Here is a 22308-nt window from a genome sequence, read left to right on the forward strand (position 1 = left end):
TCAAACAAACTTTATTTTAAATTTTCTAATACTTCGTCTAATTGTTCAAATACTTTTGTATTTTGTTCAGTTCTTCCTATTGTAATTCTAATTGCATTTTGACCATAACCAGTTAAATCTCTTACAATTACTCCACGTTCAAGAAGTTTTTGTGCTACAACTTTTGATACAAATTTATCTGCAAATCTAATTGTTATAAAATTTGTATACGAAGGAATATATTCAAATCCTTTATTTGTTGCATACTCTTCATATCTTTTCATCTCTTCAAAGTTTTTAGCAATACACTCATTTACAAACTCTTCATCTTTTAATGCTTCAATAGCTGCCGCTAAAGTCAAAGTTGTAATATTAAATGGAGCTCTTAATTTATATAAAGTTTGAATAATATCAGCTTGCGCGATACCATAACCAACTCTCATTCCACCAAGTGCATAAGCTTTAGAAAAAGTTCCTAAATAGATTGCATTTGGGAACTTTGTAATTAAATCTTTTGCTACAATTCTTTTTTTCTCATCTTTAAAAGAAGCATACTCTTGATAAGCTCCATCAACAACTACTAAAGTTTCAGGACTAACCGTTTGCAAAAATGCATAAACATCATCTTTATCTACACATTCACCTAAAGGATTATTTGGAATACATAAGAAGATTACATCAGCACCATGTTCTTTATATAGTTTTGAGAACTCTTCAAGATTGTGTTGTTCAGAATCTGTTTTAATAATAGTTGCACCAGTTTGTTTTCCATAAATTTCATACATAGCAAAAGTTGTTTTTGCCATTAAAATTTTTGAACCTTTTTCACATTTTGCATGAACACAGAACTCTAAAATTTGGTCACTTCCAGAACCTATGATTACATTTTTACTATCAACTTCAAATTTATTTGCTAAAGCTTCTTTTAATTCATACATTGAATCATCTGGATAAACAAACATATTTTTTGCTAATTCTTGAATCTTTGCTACAACTTTTGGAGATGTTCCATAAGGATTTTCATTTGAAGCTAATTTGATTACATTTTCAGGTTTAACCCCATACTCTCTTACAACTAATTCGATTGGTTTTCCTGCTTCATATGTTGAAACATTTTCTAATACTTTATTAAATTCCATAATATTTCCTATTTTATATATCGTTTACTTCTTTTACGTAAGAACCTAAGATTTTTACACTATTTTTGTGTTTTTCTAAAACTTTTTTCACATTTTCATCATCTTTATGACCATCAAAATCTATAAAAAAGATTGAATTTCCTTCAACAATATGTGATTTTATTTTTGTTAAATTTATTTTTGCATCATTAAAATCATTTAAAAATCTAACAAGTGCACCTTGTTCATTTGGAAATTTTACTAAAATTGATGTTTTGTCATTTCCACTTGGAGCATTTTCAAAATCACTAATTATAAAAAATCTTGTTTTATTGTTATCTTTATCTTCAATATTTTCAAATAATATTGGAAGATTGTATAGTTTTGCACCAACATGAGGACAAATTGCTGCACTATTTGGTTCACTTGCAGCTATTTTTGCTGCTTTTGTTGTTGATTCTATTGGAATTAATTCCGCTTCATCTAAACCAAAATTTGTTAAAAATCTTCTACATTGGTCAAATGCAATATCTTTTGAATAAATTTTTTTAATATCAGTTATTTTATCGCAAGTTGAAGCTAAAGTGTGATGAATATCAAGTACAACTTCTGCAATAATTTTTAAATTATATTTACTAAACCCATTGATTGTATCATTTACAATTCCATTTGAAGAGTTTTCTATAGGAACAACTCCAAATTTAACTTTTTTTGTATCAACCTCTTTAAATACACCTTTGATTGAACTAATTGGAATATAAGAACTCATCGCACCAAATCTAGCTTCTGCTGCTTGGTGTGTAAAACTTCCTTCAGGTCCTAAATAACCAATATTTTCAGGTAATTCTAAATTTCTTGAAATTGCAAAAATCTCTAAAAAAAGTGCTTCAATTGCACTTTTATTTAATAAACCTTTTTTTTCTTGATTTATTTTTTCAAGTCTTTCAATAATTGCTTTTTCTCTTTCAGGTCTATAAATTGCTCCACCACTTTTGGCTTTTAAGGCTCCAACTTTATGAACAATTTGCATTCTTTCATTAATTAAATCTAAAAGTTTATTATCAATTGTATCTAATTGGTTTCTTAGTTCCAATAATCCATTTTCATCACTCATAATGACCTTTCTATTTTATAAACTCTTCTTCTAAAGCAATTAAATCTTCAAAAGTTTCTCTTCTTCTAATTAATCTATCTTGTCCATTTTCAATAGCAATTTCAGCAACTTTTCCTCTTGTATTATAGTTGCTTGACATCGTAAATCCATAAGCTCCAGCACTATAAATAGCAACTAAATCATTATGTTGTGTTTTTGGTAATTCAATATTTTTTGCAAAAAAATCTCCACTTTCACAAACAGGACCAACTAAATTACAATCAGAGAACTCTTGATTATCATTTAACACTTCAATTTTATGATAAGCATTATATAAAGCTGGTCTAATTAAATCATTCATAGCTCCATCAACAATAACAAATCTTTTATTTCCATTTACTTTTTCATATAAAACTTTTGTTACAAATGTTCCAGCATTTCCAACCATAAATCTCCCTGGTTCACAAATAACTGTTATATCTAAACCAAACATCGTCTCTAATACAGATTGTGCATATTCATTTGTATCAATTAGTTTTTCATCTTTATAAACAATTCCAAGTCCTCCACCGATATCCATAAATGAAAGTTCGATTTTTATTGCTTTTAAATTTCTTACTAAATCTGCAATAATTTTTACTGATTCTTTAATTGGTTGTAATTGAGTTAATTGAGAACCTATATGACAGTGAATTCCAACTGGGTCTAAATTTTCAGAATTTTTACATTGAATATACATTCTTTTTGCTGTATCAATATCAACTCCAAATTTATTTTCATGTAATCCAGTAGAAATATATGGATGTGTTTTTGGGTCTATATTTGGATTAACTCTAATAGAAATTCTTGCAACTTTTCCTAACTCTTTTGCAATAATTTCAACTCTTTGCAATTCAGCATCACTTTCAACATTTATCATTAAAATATCAAGTTCTAAAGCTTGTCTTATTTCATCATCGATTTTCCCAACACCTGAAAATATGATTTTATATGCTGGAATTCCAACCTTTAAAGCTCGTTTTACTTCACCAATAGAAACACAATCAGCTCCAGCTCCAAGATTTGCCAAATGTTTAATTACACTTAAGTTTGAATTTGCTTTAACTGCATATGCAATTAGAGATTTTCTTGCTCTAAATGCACCTTTTAATTCTTCATATTGTTTTGTAATGTGGTCAAAATCATATACATAATATGGTGTTTGATATTTATTTGCTAACTCTTTAAAATTAATACTCATCTTTTATAATTATCCTATCTTTAAAATCTTAATTTAAAATTTTTATAAATTTAAAAGTAAAATTTTATTTTATAGTCAAAAGCAAAAGCTTTTGACTACTTTTCACCATTCCAAGCAATTCTTGGTTTTCCATCTTCAAACTCAACTGCTGGCATTCCCATAATGTTAAATCCACTATCAACATAATGAATTTCACCAGTTACCGCACTACTTAAATCTGATAATAGATACATTCCTGAATTTCCAACTTCATCAATTGAAACATTCTTTTTAAGTGGAGAGTGAGCTTCATTCCATTTTAGCATAAATCTAAAATCACCAATTCCAGCTGCTGCTAAAGTTTTAATAGGTCCTGCAGAAATAGCATTTACTCTAATTCCATCTTTTCCTAAATCTTCAGCTAAATATTTTGTTGTCATTTCAAGTGCAGCTTTTGCTACACCCATTAAATTATAGTTTGGAATATATTTTACTCCACCATAATATGAAAGAGTTAAAACAGATGAATTTTCAGATAATAAAGGTTTTAATTCTCTTACAACTTCAATTAAAGAGTAAACAGAAATATCCATAGCAATATCAAATGCCTCTTTAGAAATATCATAAAATCTTCCTGATAATCCCTCTTTTGGAGCAAAAGCAATAGAGTGAACAATAAAATCAATTTGTCCTAAATCTTTTTCTAAAGACTCTTTTAAAGCTTTAATTTCCTCAGGTTTTGAAACATCACAAGGATAAACTAAATTTTCGCTTCCAAACTCAGCTGCGATTGGTTCAACTCTTTTTTTAAGAGCATCATTTAAGTAAGTAAATGCTATTTGTGCACCTTGAGCTGCACATGCTTTTGCAATTCCATAAGCAATTGATTTATCATTTGCAACACCTAAAATTACACCTTTTTTACCTTTCATAAACATCTTATAAATCCTTTGTATTTTCTATTATTTGTATAAAGTCTTCAACTTTCCAAGAAGCTGTTCCAATTAAAGCACCATCAACATTTGGTATTTGACAAATTTCTCTTACATTTTCAACTTTTACACTTCCACCATATAAAAGTGGTTTATTAATTTTCTCTTTTATTGCATTATGTACATTTTTTATATCATCATTTGTTGCAGTAACTCCTGTTCCAATGGCCCAAACAGGTTCATATGCAAGAATAAGATTTTCATAATTTGTATCAATTCCAACAAATTGTTCATAAATATATTCTAAAGTTTTTTCAATACCTTGATTTTTAACTTCTAAAGGTTCACCTATACAATATATTATTTTATATCCTAAATTTTTATAAAATTCATATTTTTGAGCTATTAAATCTTGAGTTTCACCTAAAATATGTCTTCTTTCACTATGTCCTATTAAAATTGTTTTAATTTCAAACTCATCAAGTTGAACTGTACCAATTTCACCAGTAAATGAACCACTTGCCGTTGCATAAGCATTTTGAGTTCCTACAATAAAATTTGCTTCAGTTTCAAAGAAATCAAGAGAAGTTGCCGTAGGGAACACATAAACTTCACTTAAAATATTCTCTTTTTTTAAATATTCATTCACTTCATTTATAAATAAAGCTGTTGATTTTCTTGTATGATTTGTTTTAAAATTACTTGCAATTATAGACATTAATTATCTTCCTCAAGAACTAAAGCCTTAACTCCTGGTAAAATTTTTCCTTCAATTAATTCTAATGAAGCTCCTCCACCAGTAGAAATAAATGTCATATCATCTTCATCACCAGTAATTCTTACTAAGTCTGCCGTATCTCCTCCACCAACTACAGTTGTTGCAAATGAACTAGCTACAGCGTGAGAAATTTTTGTACTTCCTTTTGCAAATTTATCCATTTCATATACACCCATTGGTCCATTCCATAAAATAGTATTTGCATCTTCTAAAGCTTCATCAAATAATAAAGCTGTTGCTGGTCCAATATCTAATCCCATCCAACCTTTTGGTATCTCTTGAACTGGAACTATTTTAGCAATTGCTTCAGCACTAAATGCTTCTGCTGCAACAACATCAACAGGTAAGTATAATTTTACACCTAATTTTTTAGCTTCATCCATAATTTTTAGTGCTTCAGGGATTAAATCATCTTCAACTAAAGAGTTTCCAATTTCATATCCTAATGCTTTTAAGAATGTAAATGCCATTCCTCCACCAATTAAGATTTTGTCAACTTTTGGAACTAAGTTATAAAGTGCTTCTAATTTTCCAGAAACTTTTGAACCACCTACTATTGATACAAATGGTCTTTTTGGATTATGAACTATATGATGGAAAAATTTAATCTCTTTTGCCATTAAGAATCCAGCAGCTTTATGATTCATATCAAAATATTTTGCAATACCTTCAACAGAAGCATGAGCTCTGTGAGAAACTCCAAAAGCATCATTGATATAAACATCAGCCATTGAAGCTAGTTTTTTACTTAACTCTTCATCATTTTTTGTTTCACCAAGTTCAAATCTCATATTTTCAAGAAGTAAAATTTCACCAGCTTTTAATTCATTTGCCATTTTAAGTGTTTCGTCACAAACAACACCTGGTGCCATTTTAATATCTTGTTTTAATAAAATATGTAATCTTTTTGCAATTGGAAGTAAAGAGTATTTTTCTTCAAATCCACCTTTTGGTCTTCCAAAATGTGATGCTAAAATAACAGAACAATCATTATCAATACAATATCTAATTGTATTTAATGCACTTCTAATTCTTCTATCATCAGTAATATTATTGTCTTCATCCATTGGAACGTTAAAATCACATCTAATAAAAACTTTTTTTCCTGTGATGTCAATATTTTTGATTTCTTGTAATTTCAATTTTTATCCTTGAAAAAATTATTTTGTTGCTACGTGAACACCCATGTCCACTAATCTTGTTGAATATCCCCACTCATTGTCATACCAAGATAAAATTTTTACCATGTTTCCTTCAATAACTTGAATTGTATCAAGTGGAACAACTGTTGATAAAGTTTCACCATTAAAATCTGAACTTACTCTGTACTCTTCATCAACACCTAAGATACCTTTTAAATTACCTTCAGCTGAAGTTTTAAATGCTGCAATTACTTCTTCTTTAGTTACATCTTTTTTAAGAGTTACTGTTAAATCTACTAAAGAAACATTAGGAGTTGGTACTCTAATTGCTTGACCATTTAATTTACCTTTTAAGTGAGGTATTACTAATCCAATTGCTTTAGCTGCACCTGTACTTGAAGGAGTTAAGTTTGTAGCTCCAGCTCTTCCTTTTCTTGGATCTTTTTTATCTTTTGCATCTAAAATTGGTTGAGATGAAGTATATGAGTGAATTGTTGTCATTAAACCTTTTTCAATTCCAAATGCATCATCTAATACACGTGCCACAGGTGCTAAACCATTTGTTGTACAAGAAGCATTTGATACAATTGGTTGTCCTGCATATGTATCTTCATTTGCACCCATTACAAATGTAGGAGTATCATCTTTTGCAGGTGCAGAAATAACAACTTTTTTTACACCATTATCAATATAAGCTTGGCAAGACTCTTGTGTTAGAAATGCACCAGTACACTCTAAAACAACATCAGCACCATATGAAGCAAAATCGATTTTAGAAGGGTCTCTTTCACTTAACAATTTAGCTTTATCTTTACCAATATAAATATATCCATCTTCAACTTTTACATCAAGTCTTGGTCCGTGAACTGTGTCATATTTTAAATTATATTGAATCATTTCTTCACTACCACTAGCATTTGCAGCCACTAACTCAACATCGTCTCGACTTGCAATTATTCTTGCTACGCATCTTCCGATTCTTCCTAAACCATTTATTGCAACTTTAACAGCCATTTGTTCCCTTTAATATAAATCTAAATGGTAGATATTTTATCGAAAAATTGCTATAATAATATTTAAGTATATTAGAAAGGTTTTAAATAGGTGCGAATTGCAATATTTGGTGGTAGTTTTGACCCAATTCATATAGCTCATGTTGCTATTGTTGAAACTGCATTAAAACAACTTGATATTGATAAATTAATAATTGTTCCCACATATTTGAATCCCTTTAAAAATAGCTTTTATTTTGAACCTAAAACTAGATTTGAACTATTAAAAAAAGTTTTTCATAAATTTAAAAAAGTTGAAATTTCTGATTATGAAATAAATCAAGAAAAAGTTTGTTATAGCTTTGATACTGTATCTTATTTGAAAAACTTATATCAAACTTCTAAAATATATTTTATTTTAGGAGAAGATAACCTAGAAAGTTTAAATAAATGGTATAAGATTGAAGATTTAAAAAAGATTACAGAATTTGTAGTTGTAACTAGAAAAGGTTTTGAATCAAATGAAGCTAAGAAATTTAAAATTTTGGATGTAAATATAAATATTAGTTCAAGTTCATTAAGAGAACAAATTGATATAAAATATATTCCATCTGAAATTAAAAATGATATATTAAATCTAACAAAAGGTAAAAGTTTTTGAATACAAGATTAGAAAACATAAAAAAAATATTAGATGATAAAAAAGCAGAAAATATTGAAGTTATTGATTTAACATCAAAAGACTATATTGTTGATTATGTTGTAATTGCTACAACATTAAATCCAAAACATGGTTTTGCTCTTTTAAACTACTTAAAAACAGATTTAAAACCACAAGGTGAAGAGTTTTTAAGAGTTGATGAAGATGATGAGTGGACAATTATTGATTTAGGTGATGTTTTTATTCATTTAATGAGTGAAAAATATAGAACAAAATATTCACTTGAAGAGTTTTTATCTACTTTAGGTAATAAAGAGATATAAAAAAAGGGAAGAATTATTATTCTCCCCCTCCCCTTAAAAGCTTATTGTAATTAGATGCTGCATCTCTTGCCCCACCCATATTACCTGTATAAATCGCATAACAAACTATAATAATCAGAATCCCAATTACCCATTTCATTACATTATATCCTTAGCCTTAATCCCTAATAAAGATAATCCAACATTAATACTTAATGCTGCCATTGCTAATACTTTTAAATATAAATTTTGTTCATCACTACCAATAACTTTGTGTTCATTGTAAAATTTATGAACTGATGATGCAAGTGAATATAAATACTCAGTAATCTTTTGCATATCTCTTTTTGCAAATGCTTCATTTAATATTGATTCAAGAAGTAGTGATTCATAAACTAAATTTAAACCATCTTGGTTTAAATTCTCAAAATTTATATCTTTTATCTCATCTTGTGTTATTCCAGCTTTTACAAAAACTTGATTAATTCTTGCATGTGCATAGTTTATATAAAAAATTGGGTTTGATGAATCTTGATTTTTTAACATATCAATATCAAACTCTAAATGAGTATCACTTTTTCTTGTTAAGAAAATAAATCTTAATGCATCAGCACCAATTTCTTCAGTTATATCTGACATTAAAATAACATTTCCAGCTCTTTTACTCATTTTATAAGGTTCTCCACCTTTAAGTAATTGAACCATTTGAGATAAAATAACTTCAAGTTTTGAAGAATCATTTCCTAAAAATTCAATTGCAGCTTTTACTCTTGGAATATATCCATGGTGATCTGCACCCCAAATATTTATATATCTGTCATAATTTCTATCATATTTATCTTTGTGATAAATGATATCTCCAGCTAAATAAGTTGGTATTCCATTATCTCTTACAACAACTCTATCTGAATCATCACCATATTGAGTTGATTTTAAATAGATTTTTTCATTTTTTTCATATAATGAACCATTTTTTTCAAGAACTTTTTTTGTTTCATCCCAAGCATAATATAAAGACTGTTCTGAAACAAAATTTTCAAACTCAATACCTAAATCTTTTAAATCTTTAATGATGATTTTCATCACTTCATCTTTACCAAATCTAGCCATCTCTTTAAATCTTGATTCATCATAAAATATTTCATTTCCATGAGTTGCTTGAATCTGTTTTGCAATATCTATTAAATATTCACCTCTATAGTAAGTTTCAGGATATTCAACATCTTCATTTAATAAAAAATCCCTTGCTGCTAAAGAAATAGATAATCCTAACATATCCATTTGAGCACCAGCATCATTTATATAATATTCAGTTGTAATATCAAAACCTAAATGTCTTCCCACTCTAGCTAATGAATCTCCAGCGATTGCACCTCTTGCATGACCTATGTGTAATGGTCCAGTTGGATTTGCAGAAACATACTCTAATAGAATTTTTTCATCTTTTTTTTCTTGTTTTGCAAAATTATCTTTATTTAATAATGCATCATTTACTAATGATAATAAAAAAGATGAAGAGAGTTTAAAATTTATAAATCCTTTAACAGCTTCAACTTTTTCAAACATTTCACAGTTATCAAATTTTGAAACTAATTCATCAGCAATAGCCATTGGTGATTTTTTTAACTCTTTTGCTAAAGAGAATGCAACTGGCGTCGCATAATGACCAAAAGTTATATCTTTTGGTTTTTCTAGGACTACATTTGTCTCTAATGTTTTTTCAATAAATTCTTTTACTAAATTTTGCAATACTTTCTCTTATGATTGTTTTGTTTCATTTTTATCAGTTGTATTTACTTCTGATTTTTTTTCAATTTCATCAACTTTTTTTGCATCTGCAACTTCTTCATCATCATCTTTTACAGCTTTTTTAAAGTTTTTGATTCCAGAACCTAATCCTTTTGCTAGCTCAGGTATTTTTTTACCACCAAACAATAATAATACAACTAATGCTATTAATAACCACTCCATACCACCTGGCATACTCATGACTTATCCTTATTCTATAGATTTTGGAAAATATTATAACTACATAATGCTTAAAAAAATTTGTGATACTTACTTTAGAAAAAATTGAACTAACTTATACCCACTACCAGCGAATAAAATTGTTCCTATTAAATTTAATGAAATATTTAAAATTGCAAGATAAATTGAAGTACCAAATAGTAAATAAGTTTCAATTGCAAAAGTAGAATAAGTAGTTAAAGCTCCTAAAAAACCTGTTGTTAAAAAAGCTTTTAAATTCATTGAAACTGTATAATGAGAGAAATAGGCAAATAATACACCTATAATGAAAGAACCTATTAAATTTACTAATAATATTCCTAGTGGAAATTCTAAAGGAATATGTTTATTTGTAAAATGAACTGCATATGCTCTTGCTATTGCTCCTAGAAATCCTCCAAAACCAATAGCTAAAATTGTTTGCCAACTAAGAAACATACTTTTTGTACTCTTTATTAAACACTTCTTTCATTTTTATTTCTGTATCTTCAAACCAAGTTGAATCTTTTGAAGCTTGAACTGGTTCTAAAAAAACAACTTTTACAACACCAGGGGCTGCTTTTAGACTTTTTGAATCTACAATATTTCTTGTATTAAATAAAATAATTGGTTGCACTTTTAAATTATATTTATTTGCAACCATTTTAGCACCTGGTTTAAAACTTCCCATTTTAGTTCCATCACTTCTAGTTCCTTCTGGGAACATTGCAATTGGTCTTTTTTTATCAAGTCTATCTTTTGCTTCTTTTAATAAATGAATGATTCCTGCTTTATTTTCTCTATCAACACTTATCATTCTTGGAGCTTTTATAATATGACCAAAGAAAAACAAGTCAGTAATCTCTTTTTTTGCAACCCAAGCTAAATCTCTTGAATGAATGTATTCAATAACAATAATATCAAGTAACGATTGATGATTCATAATTAACATATCACATGATTCATCAAGTTTACCTTCAATTTCTAGTTTTATTCCAAGAACAAACATTTGAAAATTCATCCAAACCTTTATTACTTTATGTGTATGATTTCTAAAAATGTACATACATAATACTGTAATTGCAACAGTTATTGAAAATTGTATAAAAAGTATGATTCCTCTAATTCGTGCCAAAACTCTCTTCCTTTATCCAGCCAATAAAACCATTATCAACACCTAAAATTTTTATAAAACCATTTTTTCTTTGTAAAATTTCAACTTTTTCTTCTTTATCAACTTTGAAAAATATTGTTGAATTTTTTGTAGGTAAAATATAAACAAAAGAGTCTTGTTTTACTATACCTTTTTGATTTGGTAAATTATAAAGAACTGCAACTACAAAAGTAATTACAACAAGTAATAATAACCATTTTTTTCTTTTCCAAATAAATAGTAATAAAAATAAAATAAAAACAATTATTGCTGCAACTTTTTTATATTTTTCAAAAGTAGAATCATTTGGGTTTAAGTCTGTTTGAGTACTTACTAATTCATTTTGTAAAATTAAAGGAATTTTAACATCTTTAAAACTTTTAGTCATTGAATTATAATAGGTAAATATCAAATTTTTTTGATAAATAGGTGTTACAAAATAATAAACTAAATTCTGTGTTCCTTCCCACTCTTTTATATTTGAAATACCTTGTTCTTCTATATTTTTTAATTTAAAATCTTCTAAATTTGAATTTTGTGCATCTATATCTATGATTGTCAATGCTTCTTTATTATTATATTGTTTAGTTTTATATGCTTTTAGTAAAATATTATCTGCAATTATATTTGAAAATCTATCATCACCATTTCCAATATCTGAATATCTAATTGGTGTACTTGATAATTGGCTAATATCAATTAATGAATCACCACTCCATAGTTTTACTTCTATATCAGGTAATCTAAAATTTCCTGATTTTACTTTAAAATAATAACTATTTTCATAAGTATCGTTTGATATTTTTTTCCATGAAGAGTTTGGATTTAATAAAGTTATATTTGATGATTCAGAAAAAGAACTTGTTAGATTTGTAAAGTTATTTGTTGTAACTAAAGCTTTAACAACAACTTCAAATTTTTGATTTTTATATACATTACTTGGAATTTTTTTATAAGATAAATATAAATTTTTTGCAGCAAAAAGCTCAATTGAAAAGAAAGTGAAAAGTAAAGTTATTAATAAAAATGTTTTTCTCATTTTATTTTTTTACATAAAGAGATTTATCATCTCTTTATTGTAAAAAACCCTTTAACATATTAACACCATCAACTGAACCTAAAATTTCTTCAATAGCTCTTTCAGGGTGTGGCATAAGTCCGAATACATTTTTCTCTTTATTACAAATTCCAGCAATATTAGAAACTGAACCATTCATATTTACTAAGTTTCCATCTTTGTCACAATATTTTAAAAGGATTTGATTATTTTCTTCTAACTCTTTTAAACCTTGTGCATCAATATAATAATTTCCATCGTGGTGTGCAACTGGAATATTTAATACTTCACCTTTTTTTGTTAAAGATAAAAATGTATTATCATTATTAATTACTTTTAAAGTGTGATATTTAGAGATAAAATGTAAAGAATCATTTCTTTTCATAGCCCCAGGTAATAATCCAGCTTCTAATAAAATTTGAAATCCATTACAAATTCCTAAAACTTTTCCACCTTTTGAAGCATACTCTTTTACAGATTCCATAACATTTGCAAATCTTGCAATTGCTCCACTTCTTAAATAATCACCATAAGAGAATCCTCCTGGAATTACAACTAAATCAGTGTCCGATGGGATTTTATTCTCTTTGTGCCATATAATTTCTACTTCACAACCAAGTTGCTCAAAAGCATATTTTGTATCATATTCGCAGTTTGTTCCAGGAAATTGTAATACTGATATTTTCATATTAACCTACTATTTCTATATTATAATCTTCAATAACTGTATTTGCTAAAAGTTTTTCACACATTTTTTTAACTTCAACTTCAGCATCTTCTTTGTTTGAAGAATTTAATTCAATAATAATTTGTTTTCCAATTCTTACATCTTTAACAATCTCTTTAAAACCTAATGTATCTAAAGCATGATGAGTTGCTTTACCTTGATCATCAAGAACACCTTGTTTTAATCCTACATTTACAATTGCTTTCATTTGTCACCTTCAATTTATATTTTTTGCGATTATATCTAAAACTGCCTTATAGCAATTTAGCTTGATTTTACCTATTTACTTAATCTATTAAGAATAGTTGTATATCCACTTAAAATTTTATCTTTAATCTCTTGTGGAACATTTACTTCTAATTTTTGACCAGGTTTTAACTCTTTTGCTTGTTCTTTCCAGTTTTGAGCTTTACCAAAATCTCTTAAAATTTGTTTATCCATAGAGATATAATTACCTGCATCAAAATCTTCTTTAGAGATAAATCTTGAACTTTCAGGAGTTAAAATTTCGTCTCCTAAAATCCATTCACCTTTTGAATTAACAAAAACTTCAAGTTTTGTATCAACTACAATAATTCCATTCTCTTGCGCAAATTCAGTAAATTCTTTAAATAGTTTTTCTAAACTAGAGATAATTTCAGGGAAAATTTCTCTTACTTTTTGTGAATTTAAAGGAATATCTTTTACACCTTTTGTTGTAGGAGTAAATAATGGTGTTTCAAATTTTGACCACTCTTTTAAATCTGAAGAAAGATTTAATCCATAAGGGTCTTCACCTTTTTTAGTTGCTTCAAATAAAGAGCCTGTTAAATAATTTCTAAAAATTAATTCAAATTGAACTACTTCTCCATCAATCTCTGCTTCTAATGGTTTACATAATTCCATTAATTGACATCTAGGAGCGATACTTAAACTTTGGTCAATTGTTTCATCTAAAATAGCTGTTCTAATACCTGATTGTTTAGCAAATTTTGCACCATTATTTGAAATTGCAGTTTGAGAAACACCTTTTCCTTCAATTTCAAGATTTAATGGAATATCAAATACTGAACATCTATCACTTCTTACTAATAAAACTTTTGCATCTTCACCTGGACAAGTATAAAGATCAGCATTTTTACCAATATAAAATAAGTTATAGCCTAAATCTTCAAGTTCGGCAATACCTTTTAAAGATGTAGTTTTTTTTGATTCTGGCCAAAGACCAAGTGCTACAATATCACTAATTTTCATTCAATTTCCTATTATTTATTCATTATTATTAAACTTTTCAAGATTGCCAATGAAGTATTCAATTGATTATCTTCTAGTAAATCTTCACCTGTAATTGTTTTTTTAGTTTCATCATTTATGATTTTTTCTTCTTTTTTTACATCATCTACTTTTTCAAGTTCTCCTTCAAGATGTTTTTTCAAATCTGCTTCTTTTATTTTTAGTGCATTATCATCACTTTGAGTTACTTTTCCAGCTGCTACTATAATATCAGGAGTTACACCTGTTGCTTGAATAGTTCTTCCACTTGGTAAATAATATTTTGCAATTGTTAATTTAATATTTTCACTTCTTTCATTATCTATTGGAAGTACTGCTTGAACTGAACCTTTTCCAAATGTTTTTTCTCCAACAACTACTGCTCGTTTATGATCTTGTAAAGAACCACTTACGATTTCAGAAGCAGATGCTGAACCTTCATTTACAATTACAACTAAAGGTAATTTTGTTTTTGTGTTAAAACTTGATGCTTCAAATTTTTCTTCATCTTCAGCACTTCTTCCTTTTTGAGAAACAATAACACCTTTATCAACAAATAGATCAACAACACCAATTGCTTGATTTAATAAACCACCTGGATTATTTCTTAAATCTAAAATAAACCCTTTAACATTTTTGTTTTCAGCTATTATTTTTTCTAAATCTTCTGTAACTTTTGTATCAAAACTTGAAACTCTTAAATACATCACATCTTCTTTTTCTATTTTCTTAGCGAAAACTGATTGTATTTTTATAATATCTCTTTTCATTTTTATTTCAAGTGGTTTTAATTCACCTTTTCTAACAACAGTTACAACAATATCTGTTTTAGGCTCACCTCTCATTATATTTACAGCTTCATCTAAAGTCATACCAATCGTTGATGTATCATTAATTTTTAAAATAATATCACCTGATTTGATTCCTGCTTTAAATGCTGGAGTATCATCAATTGGAGAGATAACAGTTAAAGCACCATCTCTCATACCAACAGTGATTCCTAAACCACCAAACTCACCTTTTGTTTGAATACTCATCTCTTTTGAGGCTTTTTTGTCAAGATAACTTGAATGTGCGTCTAACTCTTGCATTAAACCTTTTAATGCTTTGTCAACTATTTCTTGAAGTTTAATATCATCAACGTAATATTTTTCAACAGTTCCTATAACTTTTGTTAATTTAGATAAAGACTCAAACCTACTTTGTTCAGTTTGAACAACTTCCTCTTTTGAGAAAAGAGATTGTGATAAGATTAATGCAATTGTGGAAGCTAATATTATTCTATTCATTTTTTTAATAACCTTTAAAATTTATAGAAAAAAATTATACAAAAAAGTTTATAAAAGTAAGATTTTATTAAAAATCTTGTACCATATCAACTACTTTAGAAAAAGGTCATTAAAATGAGTATAAAAGAAGATGTTAATTATGTAAAAAATGAACTAAGTAACGAAGAGAAATTTCTCGAAAATTTCGTGAAAGGTGAAAGATTTTTTAAAAAATATAAAACATTAATCTTTGCATTTATAGTTATAATTATTGTTGGGTCAATTGGTATCATTATCAAAAAAAATATTGATAATGCAAATAAATTTGAAGCAAATGTTGCTCTTAACAATTATTTTAATAATGGTGATAAAAATGCTTTAGAAATATTAAAAAACAATAATCAAAAACTTTATGAAATTGCTTTATTTTTAGATGCAAAAAAAGAGAATAAATCAGCACAAATTGATATTCCAATGTTAAAAGAGTTATTAGAATTTCAACTTGCAACACATAGTAACAATATTGAAAAATTAGATAATTTATCGCTACAAAATGATTTTTTGATAAAAGAATTTGCAATATTTAATAAAGCATTAATTTTAGTTAATGAAGGAAAATATGAAGAAGCAAAAACTTCATTAAACAAAATTCCACAAACTTCAAAAGCATATGAATTAGCAAATTTATTAAATCACTATTTACTTACAAAATAAGGAAAAAACATGAAACATTTATTGATTTCATTATCAGCGCTACTTTTATTTACAGCTTGTTCTAGTAAAAAATATTATGAACCAGAAGATGTAAGTAGCAATATAGAATTAAACAAAGAGTCAATGTCTTCATCAATCAAATCTATGAATAAAATTGGTGCTACACTAGAAGATAATAGAATTATCACAAAAAATGGTATATCGGAGTTTGAGTTACCAGAAGGTTTTGATTTTATAAATCTAACTGATGATGGAAAAATAATTGCAACTAATTACATAGATAAATTATTAATTGGAAATCAAGAGAAAAAAGTTAAAGATGTAGTTGTTGCTGCAACTATAAAAAATGGTAAATTGGCTGTTGTTTACTCAAATAATACAATTGAATTAATTGATATGAATAACGATAAAACTCTATTTAAAGAGTATTTACCAATATCATTAGCAAATGATACAAGAATTGCAAATCCATATTTTATGGGTAATCTTATTTTATTTCCAACACTAAATGGAAAAGTTATTATTGTTTCTGCACTTAATAATGAATCAGTTAAAAACATAGCTGTTGACCCAGATAATGAATTTAATAATATTATTTCTTTAAATGTAATAGAAAGTAGTCAAACATTAATTGTTGCAACTCCAAATAAAATTGTTTCTATTTCTCCAAAAGAAGTTTTATCAAAAGAGTATGATTTAAGAGATATTATTGTGAATAAAGAAAATGTTTATATTGCAACTATCGATGGTCAATTAATTAAATTAACAGCAAATCTAGAAGAAGTTGCAAAGAAAAAATATAAATATGCAAAAATTCATGCTTTAGCTTTTACAGACTCTTTATATGCAGTTGAATCTCAAGGGTTTTTAATCAATGTAAGTAGTGATTTTAAACAAGATGCAGTTTATGATTTCAGTTTTGATAATGAAGAAAGAATGATTGCAATTGGCAATAGAATATACTACAACTCAAAATATATAACTCTTCCATAAAAAAATCTTTTATGGAAGTTTGATTAGATTCAAACTTCCATAATCTTTATTAAGAAAAATTTCTATTAGCTAAAAATTCCACTAATACAGTTGCGTATGAACCTTTTGGTAAAATAAAATCTAAACTACATACTTTTTTTGAAGCATCATATTTACAAGAGATATCTTTAGGAAAAACTATAGCTTCTCTTCTATAACCCTTTTCTTGGATATATAAATCATCATATTTTTCTTCTATTTTTAAAGCTTCACCAATTGATTTAAAAACTTTTCTTCCTGGAAGTAAACCAGTTGGAACAATTTTAGAATCTTTAAAATCTTTTGTTATTTTTTCTGTTATAACTTTTGGAGTAAATAATTTATCTTTTTCTAAATCCATAAAAATATCTCCATCAAGTAACTTAAATTCATTTTCATCTAATTTAAGTCTTTCTACTAACCAAGCATTAAAAAAACTACTTTGATAAGCAGAGATTAACATTTTTGCTAATTTTCTATCTTTTATAATCTCTTCACCATAAATTACTGATTTTGCTTTATCAAGATTTTCCATAACATCTTTACCAAATCTTTGATAACCAAAATAGTTTGGCATTCCATTTTTAGTAATAACTTTTATAATCTTTTGAATGTGATTTATATCAGGAACTTCTACATTATGTAGATTGATTTTAAATCTATTACCTTCTAAATCGCCTATATTTAGCTTTTGATTATGTAAATATGTTTCAAGTATTTCTATTTTTTTATTTTTAAAAAGTTTTATCTCTTTTGAATATTTTTTAGGAATTGAAATATATTGAGTAGTTGTTGCCCTTTTATCTTTTAAACCAGCATAACCTATCTCATTTGAGTAAATACCAAGGAATTTTGCTAATCTATCGATTAGTTCCCATGTATCACAATTTGTTTTTTTTATTTTTAAAACTAGAAAACTACCACTTAAAGAAAATTTTATAGGTTGTTCTTCAACTATAAAATCTTCTTCATTTTGGATAAATTTAAAATCTAAAGTTTTATCGTTTAAAGGATAAAATCTTTTTATCAATTTTTTGCTCTTTTCCCAGCTTCTTGTTCGTAAACAGTTCTACACTCTGTACAAAACTTTGCAAATGGTTTCGCTTTTAATCTTCCTAAAGGAATAGTAACTCCACACATATCACAAATACCATAAGTTCCAGCAGATATTTTTTTAAGTGCTTCTTCAATTTGATTTAATTCATCTAATTGATGATTTGCAATCATTCCTTCAGTGAAAGAATCACTAACAAGTTCAGCATAATCTAACTCATCATTAATATCTTGTTCTTTAAGTTGATCAATATTTGATCTACTATTTTGAATGTTCGTTAAAATATTCTCTTTTCTTCCAAGTAATATCTCTTTTAACTCATCGATTTGATTTTTATTTGGCATACTCTCTCCTTAAATATTCGCGCAATTATATACTTTTTATTATATATAATTTATTAAATAAGGCTTAAGCCCCTATTTCAAGGAGTTTTAAATAAATTAAATAATATTAAAAATCACAAAAAAATATATATTTTATAAATTTTATTGATTTATCTTTAACAGTTAATTAACTTAAAATTGCTACAATATTTTTTAACAAAAGGAGTTTATTATCACTACTTTATCAAAAATTTATATTTCTTTTATATCAATGTTTATATCAATATTTTTATTTTTTGTTTTTATTCATCCAAGTTTAAATAAAAGAGTTGATTATTCATCAAAAATTACAAATATTACAAAACTTCCTAATCTTGCTTATTCAAATAATATTTTTGAAGCTAGAATAAAAGAGTATAAAGATTATTCAACAAATCTTTATCCACTTTCTATACAAATAAATTATTTGGATTTTGTATATGAAAAATAGTGTTTTTTTTAATTTCTTATTTTTACTTTTAAGTAAACATAAATCAAAACATTTAGCAATTTTTATAATTTCTATATTAATAGTTTTTTTAACATCATCAATTTTATTTTTAAAAAACTCTTTACAAAAAGAGGTAAATTCTACTTTAGAAAATCAAAGTGATTTTATAATACAAAAAATAAATAGTGGAAAAATTGAAAATATTCCTACTTTATGGATTGATGATTTTTCTTCAATTAATGGTGTAAAACAGATTCAACAAAGAGTTTATGGATACTATTATTTTATGCCAGAAAATATCTATTTTACAATTGTTGGTGTTGATTTGTTTGAAGAAAACATAAATAAAAATATAAAAGAACTTCTAAATATTTTAAATATCTCTGAATTTTTAGAGACAAACTCGATGATTATAGGAAATGGAGTAAAAAAAATCTTTGATAAATATCACTATTTTGATTTTTATGATTTTAAACTTCAAAACAATAATTTAGAGACTATAAAAATCTTCAAAGATTTGCCAAAAGAGGCAAACATAGTTGCAAATGATTTGATAATTATGGATATAAATCTTGCAAAAAAAATATTAAACATAAATGAAGATGAAGCCACAGATATTATTTTAAACGTTCCAAATAATTTAGAAAGACAAAATGTAAAAGAACAAATATTATTAAAGCATTCAAATATAAGAGTTTTACAAAAAGATGAATTAAAAAAGATGTATGAAAATATGTTCAACTATAAAGGCGGAATATTTTTAATTTTATTTATTGTTGTTTTATTTACTTTTATTTTGATTTTATACCAAAGATACTCAATGATAAGTTCAACTGATAAAAGAGAAATTGGTATTTTAAAAGCTGTTGGTTGGAGTATAAAAGATATTATCAAACTTAAAATTATGGAAAATTTTATAGTTGGTTTTATGGCATTTATTATTGGAGTTATTTTGGCTTATATTTTTATATTCATTTTAAATGCTCCTATTCTAAAAAATATTTTTATAGGTTTTTCAAATATTCAAAATGATTTTATAATATCTTCAAATATTGAAATAAGTAGTTTAATCACCCTATTTTTATTTTTTATGATTCCTTTTTTAAGTGCTATTTTAATTCCTGTTTGGAAAGTTGCAATTATTGATTCAACAAAGAGTATGAAATGATAGAAATAAAAAATCTAAATAAAATATTTTACGAAAATAGTAAAAAAGAGTTTTATGCGCTAAAAGATATAAATTTAAAAATAGAAACTTCAACTTGCGTAATTTTAAAAGGTATTAGTGGAAGTGGAAAATCAACTCTTTTATCACTTATTGCAACTATGGAAAAACCAACAAGTGGTGAAATTATTATTGATGATGAAAGTGTTGCAAAACTTCCAGATTTACATAGCTCTAATTTTAGAGCAAAAAAACTAGGATTTATTTTCCAATCATATAATCTATTCAATGAATTAAGTGTAAAAGACAATGTTTCAATTCCTTTGATTCCTCTTGGATTTTCTCAAAAAGAGATAGATGAAAAAGTTTTAAAAGCTTTAGAAATAGCAAATATTTCACATAAAAAAGATGAATTAGTATCAAATCTTTCAGGTGGAGAAAAACAAAGATGTGCAATTGCAAGAGCAATTGTAAATAATCCTGATATTATTCTTTGTGATGAACCAACTGCAAATCTTGATTTTGATAATTCAATCAAATTTATTGAAAATCTAAAAGAGTTAAAAAAACTAAATAAAACGATAATTGTTGCAACTCATGACCCAATTTTTGATAATCTTGATTTTGTTGATAAAGTTATAAACATAAAAAATGGAATGATTTGTGAGTAGTATTTTATTATCAAATGAAATCATTATATTTTTATTTGTTCAAATTATTCTTTTTATTTTATTAAGTATTGCTTTTTATTTTTCACTCTCTATTATAAAAAATTGGGATTTTAACAAAACTACAAACAAACAATATAAACTCGAAAAAACCTCTTATTTAGTAATTTTAATCATTAGTTTTACACTAATTGTAAAAATAGTTTTATTTCCTTATTTTGCATATACTTTAGATAATTTATCAAATATTGTTCCAGGTGCTATGTGTGCAGCTGGAATTGTTGGAGCAAATGAATTTGGTCAAATAAATCTAACTTTAAAAATTTTGATATTGTTTTTTATTGGTGTTTGGTTGATAATAAACTCTTTAGATTTAAAAGAAAAAACATATCCATTTACAAAGAAAAAATACTTTTTATATATTTTTATTTTTATTTTATCTATTATTGAACTTTTTTTAGATTTCTCATTTTTAGAGAATATTTCTACAAAAGAGCCTGTTATGTGTTGTTCTGTAATATTTGGAGTTAATAATACTGGAAGTAAAATTCCTTTTGATTTATCAATTTCTAATCTTTTGATTGTTTTTTATCTCTTATATATTTTAACAACTATTTTAAGTTTACAAAAATCATCTTTCCTAAATCTAATAATAAATTTTATGTTTTTATATATTGGTTATTATGCTGTAACTTACTTTTTCTCAACTTACATTTATCAACTTCCAACTCATCAATGCCCTTTTTGTATGCTTCAAAGGGAGTATTATTTTATTGGATATTTTATTTGGGGAACACTATTTTTAGGAACTTTTTTTGGTGTTTCTAGTTTTATTTTAAAAAATTTTATTAATAAAGATTTAGCTTATACATATAAATACTCTTTGATATTTAATACTCTTTTTGTATTTTTATGTTCTTTTTATGTGATTAGATATTATTTAGTTAATGGAGTTTTTTTATAAAAATCTGTGCTAAAAAAGCACAGATTTAAAAAATATAAATTATTTATTTTCAGTTTGAGCAGCTGGTGCTGTCTCTTCTTTTTGAGTTTCTTGCGCAGGAGTTGTTGCTTCAGTTTTAGTTTCTGTTGTAGTTACTTCTGTTTTAGTTTCAGGTGCTTTTTTCTCTTCTGTACAACCTGTTAATAAAGCTACTGCTACAACTGTTCCTAATAAAATTTTTTTCATGGATTGCGTCCTTTTTTGAATTTTTTGTTTCCTCAA

The 22308-nt window shown here is 26.2% G+C and carries 27 protein-coding genes; 8 read left to right on the top strand and 19 right to left on the bottom strand.

Features of this window, described 5'->3' with window-relative positions:
• Positions 1-11: 11 nt before the first annotated feature.
• From hisC to gap, 7 genes are all read right to left on the bottom strand, one after another.
• A complete protein-coding gene (gene hisC, locus AELL_RS12910) occupies positions 12-1118 on the bottom strand; it encodes a histidinol-phosphate transaminase (protein ID WP_118918343.1) in 1107 nt (368 codons plus the stop codon).
• A 13-nt stretch (positions 1119-1131) separates the two neighbouring features.
• A complete protein-coding gene (gene pheA / locus AELL_RS12915; RefSeq protein ID WP_118918344.1) occupies positions 1132-2211 on the bottom strand; it encodes a prephenate dehydratase in 1080 nt (359 codons plus the stop codon).
• Positions 2212-2221: 10 nt separating this feature from the next.
• Positions 2222-3430, bottom strand: a complete 1209-nt coding sequence (lysA, locus tag AELL_RS12920) for a diaminopimelate decarboxylase (RefSeq protein ID WP_118918345.1) — start codon at positions 3428-3430, stop codon at positions 2222-2224.
• A gap of 95 nt (positions 3431-3525) precedes the next feature.
• Positions 3526-4347 carry an enoyl-ACP reductase FabI gene (gene fabI / locus AELL_RS12925; protein WP_118918346.1) on the bottom strand — a complete coding sequence of 274 codons (822 nt, stop codon included), beginning with the start codon at positions 4345-4347 and terminating at the stop codon, positions 3526-3528.
• 1 nt (position 4348) lies between these two features.
• The gene (locus tag AELL_RS12930) at positions 4349-5059 is read right to left on the bottom strand and encodes a triose-phosphate isomerase (RefSeq protein WP_118918347.1); all 711 of its coding nucleotides are present in this window, start codon (positions 5057-5059) and stop codon (positions 4349-4351) included.
• Positions 5059-6261 (bottom strand): phosphoglycerate kinase, encoded by a 1203-nt coding sequence (locus AELL_RS12935; RefSeq protein ID WP_118918348.1) that lies wholly within the window; start codon positions 6259-6261, stop codon positions 5059-5061. The genes AELL_RS12930 and AELL_RS12935 overlap by 1 nt, the downstream gene beginning before the upstream one ends.
• A gap of 18 nt (positions 6262-6279) precedes the next feature.
• Entirely contained in the window at positions 6280-7275 is a 996-nt protein-coding gene (gap, locus tag AELL_RS12940; protein ID WP_118918349.1) for a type I glyceraldehyde-3-phosphate dehydrogenase, read from the bottom strand.
• A gap of 90 nt (positions 7276-7365) precedes the next feature.
• Here gap and nadD point away from each other — a divergent pair, with 90 nt between their 5' ends.
• Both nadD and rsfS read left to right on the top strand, forming a co-directional pair.
• Entirely contained in the window at positions 7366-7914 is a 549-nt protein-coding gene (gene nadD, locus AELL_RS12945; protein ID WP_118918350.1) for a nicotinate (nicotinamide) nucleotide adenylyltransferase, read from the top strand.
• Positions 7911-8237: a ribosome silencing factor gene (gene rsfS / locus AELL_RS12950; protein WP_118918351.1), complete on the top strand. Its 327-nt coding sequence runs from the start codon at positions 7911-7913 to the stop codon at positions 8235-8237. Before nadD ends, rsfS begins: the two co-directional genes overlap by 4 nt.
• 138 nt (positions 8238-8375) lie before the next feature.
• Here the strand turns inward: rsfS and argS are convergent, their stop codons facing one another.
• The 9 genes from argS to AELL_RS12995 form a co-directional block, all read right to left on the bottom strand.
• Positions 8376-9965, bottom strand: coding sequence for an arginine--tRNA ligase (gene argS, locus AELL_RS12955; protein WP_118918352.1), 1590 nt, complete (start codon positions 9963-9965; stop codon positions 8376-8378).
• A 9-nt stretch (positions 9966-9974) separates the two neighbouring features.
• Positions 9975-10205: a Sec-independent protein translocase subunit TatA/TatB gene (locus AELL_RS12960; protein WP_118918353.1), complete on the bottom strand. Its 231-nt coding sequence runs from the start codon at positions 10203-10205 to the stop codon at positions 9975-9977.
• Positions 10206-10274: 69 nt separating this feature from the next.
• Positions 10275-10661, bottom strand: coding sequence for a fluoride efflux transporter CrcB (crcB, locus tag AELL_RS12965; RefSeq protein WP_118918354.1), 387 nt, complete (start codon positions 10659-10661; stop codon positions 10275-10277).
• On the bottom strand, positions 10651-11337 hold the full coding sequence (locus tag AELL_RS12970) for a lysophospholipid acyltransferase family protein (RefSeq protein WP_118918355.1): 687 nt from the start codon (positions 11335-11337) through the stop codon (positions 10651-10653). Before AELL_RS12970 ends, crcB begins: the two co-directional genes overlap by 11 nt.
• Positions 11324-12394: an SH3 domain-containing protein gene (locus tag AELL_RS12975; RefSeq protein ID WP_118918356.1), complete on the bottom strand. Its 1071-nt coding sequence runs from the start codon at positions 12392-12394 to the stop codon at positions 11324-11326. The genes AELL_RS12970 and AELL_RS12975 overlap by 14 nt, the downstream gene beginning before the upstream one ends.
• A 34-nt stretch (positions 12395-12428) precedes the next feature.
• The gene (gene purQ / locus AELL_RS12980; protein WP_118918357.1) at positions 12429-13100 is read right to left on the bottom strand and encodes a phosphoribosylformylglycinamidine synthase subunit PurQ; all 672 of its coding nucleotides are present in this window, start codon (positions 13098-13100) and stop codon (positions 12429-12431) included.
• Position 13101: 1 nt separating this feature from the next.
• On the bottom strand, positions 13102-13347 hold the full coding sequence (purS, locus tag AELL_RS12985; RefSeq protein ID WP_118918358.1) for a phosphoribosylformylglycinamidine synthase subunit PurS: 246 nt from the start codon (positions 13345-13347) through the stop codon (positions 13102-13104).
• A 71-nt stretch (positions 13348-13418) separates the two neighbouring features.
• Positions 13419-14372: a phosphoribosylaminoimidazolesuccinocarboxamide synthase gene (locus tag AELL_RS12990; RefSeq protein WP_118918359.1), complete on the bottom strand. Its 954-nt coding sequence runs from the start codon at positions 14370-14372 to the stop codon at positions 13419-13421.
• Positions 14373-14383: 11 nt separating this feature from the next.
• Positions 14384-15679, bottom strand: coding sequence for a S41 family peptidase (locus AELL_RS12995; RefSeq protein WP_118918360.1), 1296 nt, complete (start codon positions 15677-15679; stop codon positions 14384-14386).
• A gap of 114 nt (positions 15680-15793) precedes the next feature.
• On the opposite strand from AELL_RS12995, the gene AELL_RS13000 reads away from it, so the two are divergent.
• Both AELL_RS13000 and AELL_RS13005 read left to right on the top strand, forming a co-directional pair.
• Positions 15794-16372 (top strand): hypothetical protein, encoded by a 579-nt coding sequence (locus tag AELL_RS13000; protein ID WP_118918361.1) that lies wholly within the window; start codon positions 15794-15796, stop codon positions 16370-16372.
• Positions 16373-16381: 9 nt separating this feature from the next.
• The gene (locus AELL_RS13005; protein WP_118918362.1) at positions 16382-17365 is read left to right on the top strand and encodes a hypothetical protein; all 984 of its coding nucleotides are present in this window, start codon (positions 16382-16384) and stop codon (positions 17363-17365) included.
• A 49-nt stretch (positions 17366-17414) separates the two neighbouring features.
• Here the strand turns inward: AELL_RS13005 and AELL_RS13010 are convergent, their stop codons facing one another.
• Positions 17415-18413 (bottom strand): tRNA pseudouridine(13) synthase TruD, encoded by a 999-nt coding sequence (locus AELL_RS13010; RefSeq protein ID WP_118918363.1) that lies wholly within the window; start codon positions 18411-18413, stop codon positions 17415-17417.
• The gene (gene dksA / locus AELL_RS13015; protein ID WP_118918364.1) at positions 18410-18781 is read right to left on the bottom strand and encodes an RNA polymerase-binding protein DksA; all 372 of its coding nucleotides are present in this window, start codon (positions 18779-18781) and stop codon (positions 18410-18412) included. Before dksA ends, AELL_RS13010 begins: the two co-directional genes overlap by 4 nt.
• Before the next feature lie 250 nt (positions 18782-19031).
• On the opposite strand from dksA, the gene AELL_RS13020 reads away from it, so the two are divergent.
• Genes AELL_RS13020 through AELL_RS13035 form a run of 4 tightly spaced genes read left to right on the top strand, consistent with a single transcriptional unit; the run spans position 19032 to position 22047 of the window.
• Entirely contained in the window at positions 19032-19250 is a 219-nt protein-coding gene (locus AELL_RS13020; protein WP_118918365.1) for a hypothetical protein, read from the top strand.
• A complete protein-coding gene (locus AELL_RS13025) occupies positions 19240-20418 on the top strand; it encodes an ABC transporter permease (RefSeq protein ID WP_118918366.1) in 1179 nt (392 codons plus the stop codon). The genes AELL_RS13020 and AELL_RS13025 overlap by 11 nt, the downstream gene beginning before the upstream one ends.
• Positions 20415-21086, top strand: coding sequence for an ABC transporter ATP-binding protein (locus tag AELL_RS13030; protein ID WP_118918367.1), 672 nt, complete (start codon positions 20415-20417; stop codon positions 21084-21086). The genes AELL_RS13025 and AELL_RS13030 overlap by 4 nt, the downstream gene beginning before the upstream one ends.
• The gene (locus tag AELL_RS13035) at positions 21079-22047 is read left to right on the top strand and encodes a hypothetical protein (RefSeq protein WP_118918368.1); all 969 of its coding nucleotides are present in this window, start codon (positions 21079-21081) and stop codon (positions 22045-22047) included. The genes AELL_RS13030 and AELL_RS13035 overlap by 8 nt, the downstream gene beginning before the upstream one ends.
• 39 nt (positions 22048-22086) lie before the next feature.
• Here the strand turns inward: AELL_RS13035 and AELL_RS14340 are convergent, their stop codons facing one another.
• Positions 22087-22272: a hypothetical protein gene (locus AELL_RS14340; RefSeq protein WP_192941200.1), complete on the bottom strand. Its 186-nt coding sequence runs from the start codon at positions 22270-22272 to the stop codon at positions 22087-22089.
• Between the last annotated feature and the right edge of the window lie 36 nt (positions 22273-22308).

It is taken from the genome of Arcobacter ellisii, from assembly GCF_003544915.1.
Taxonomy (GTDB): domain Bacteria; phylum Campylobacterota; class Campylobacteria; order Campylobacterales; family Arcobacteraceae; genus Aliarcobacter; species Aliarcobacter ellisii.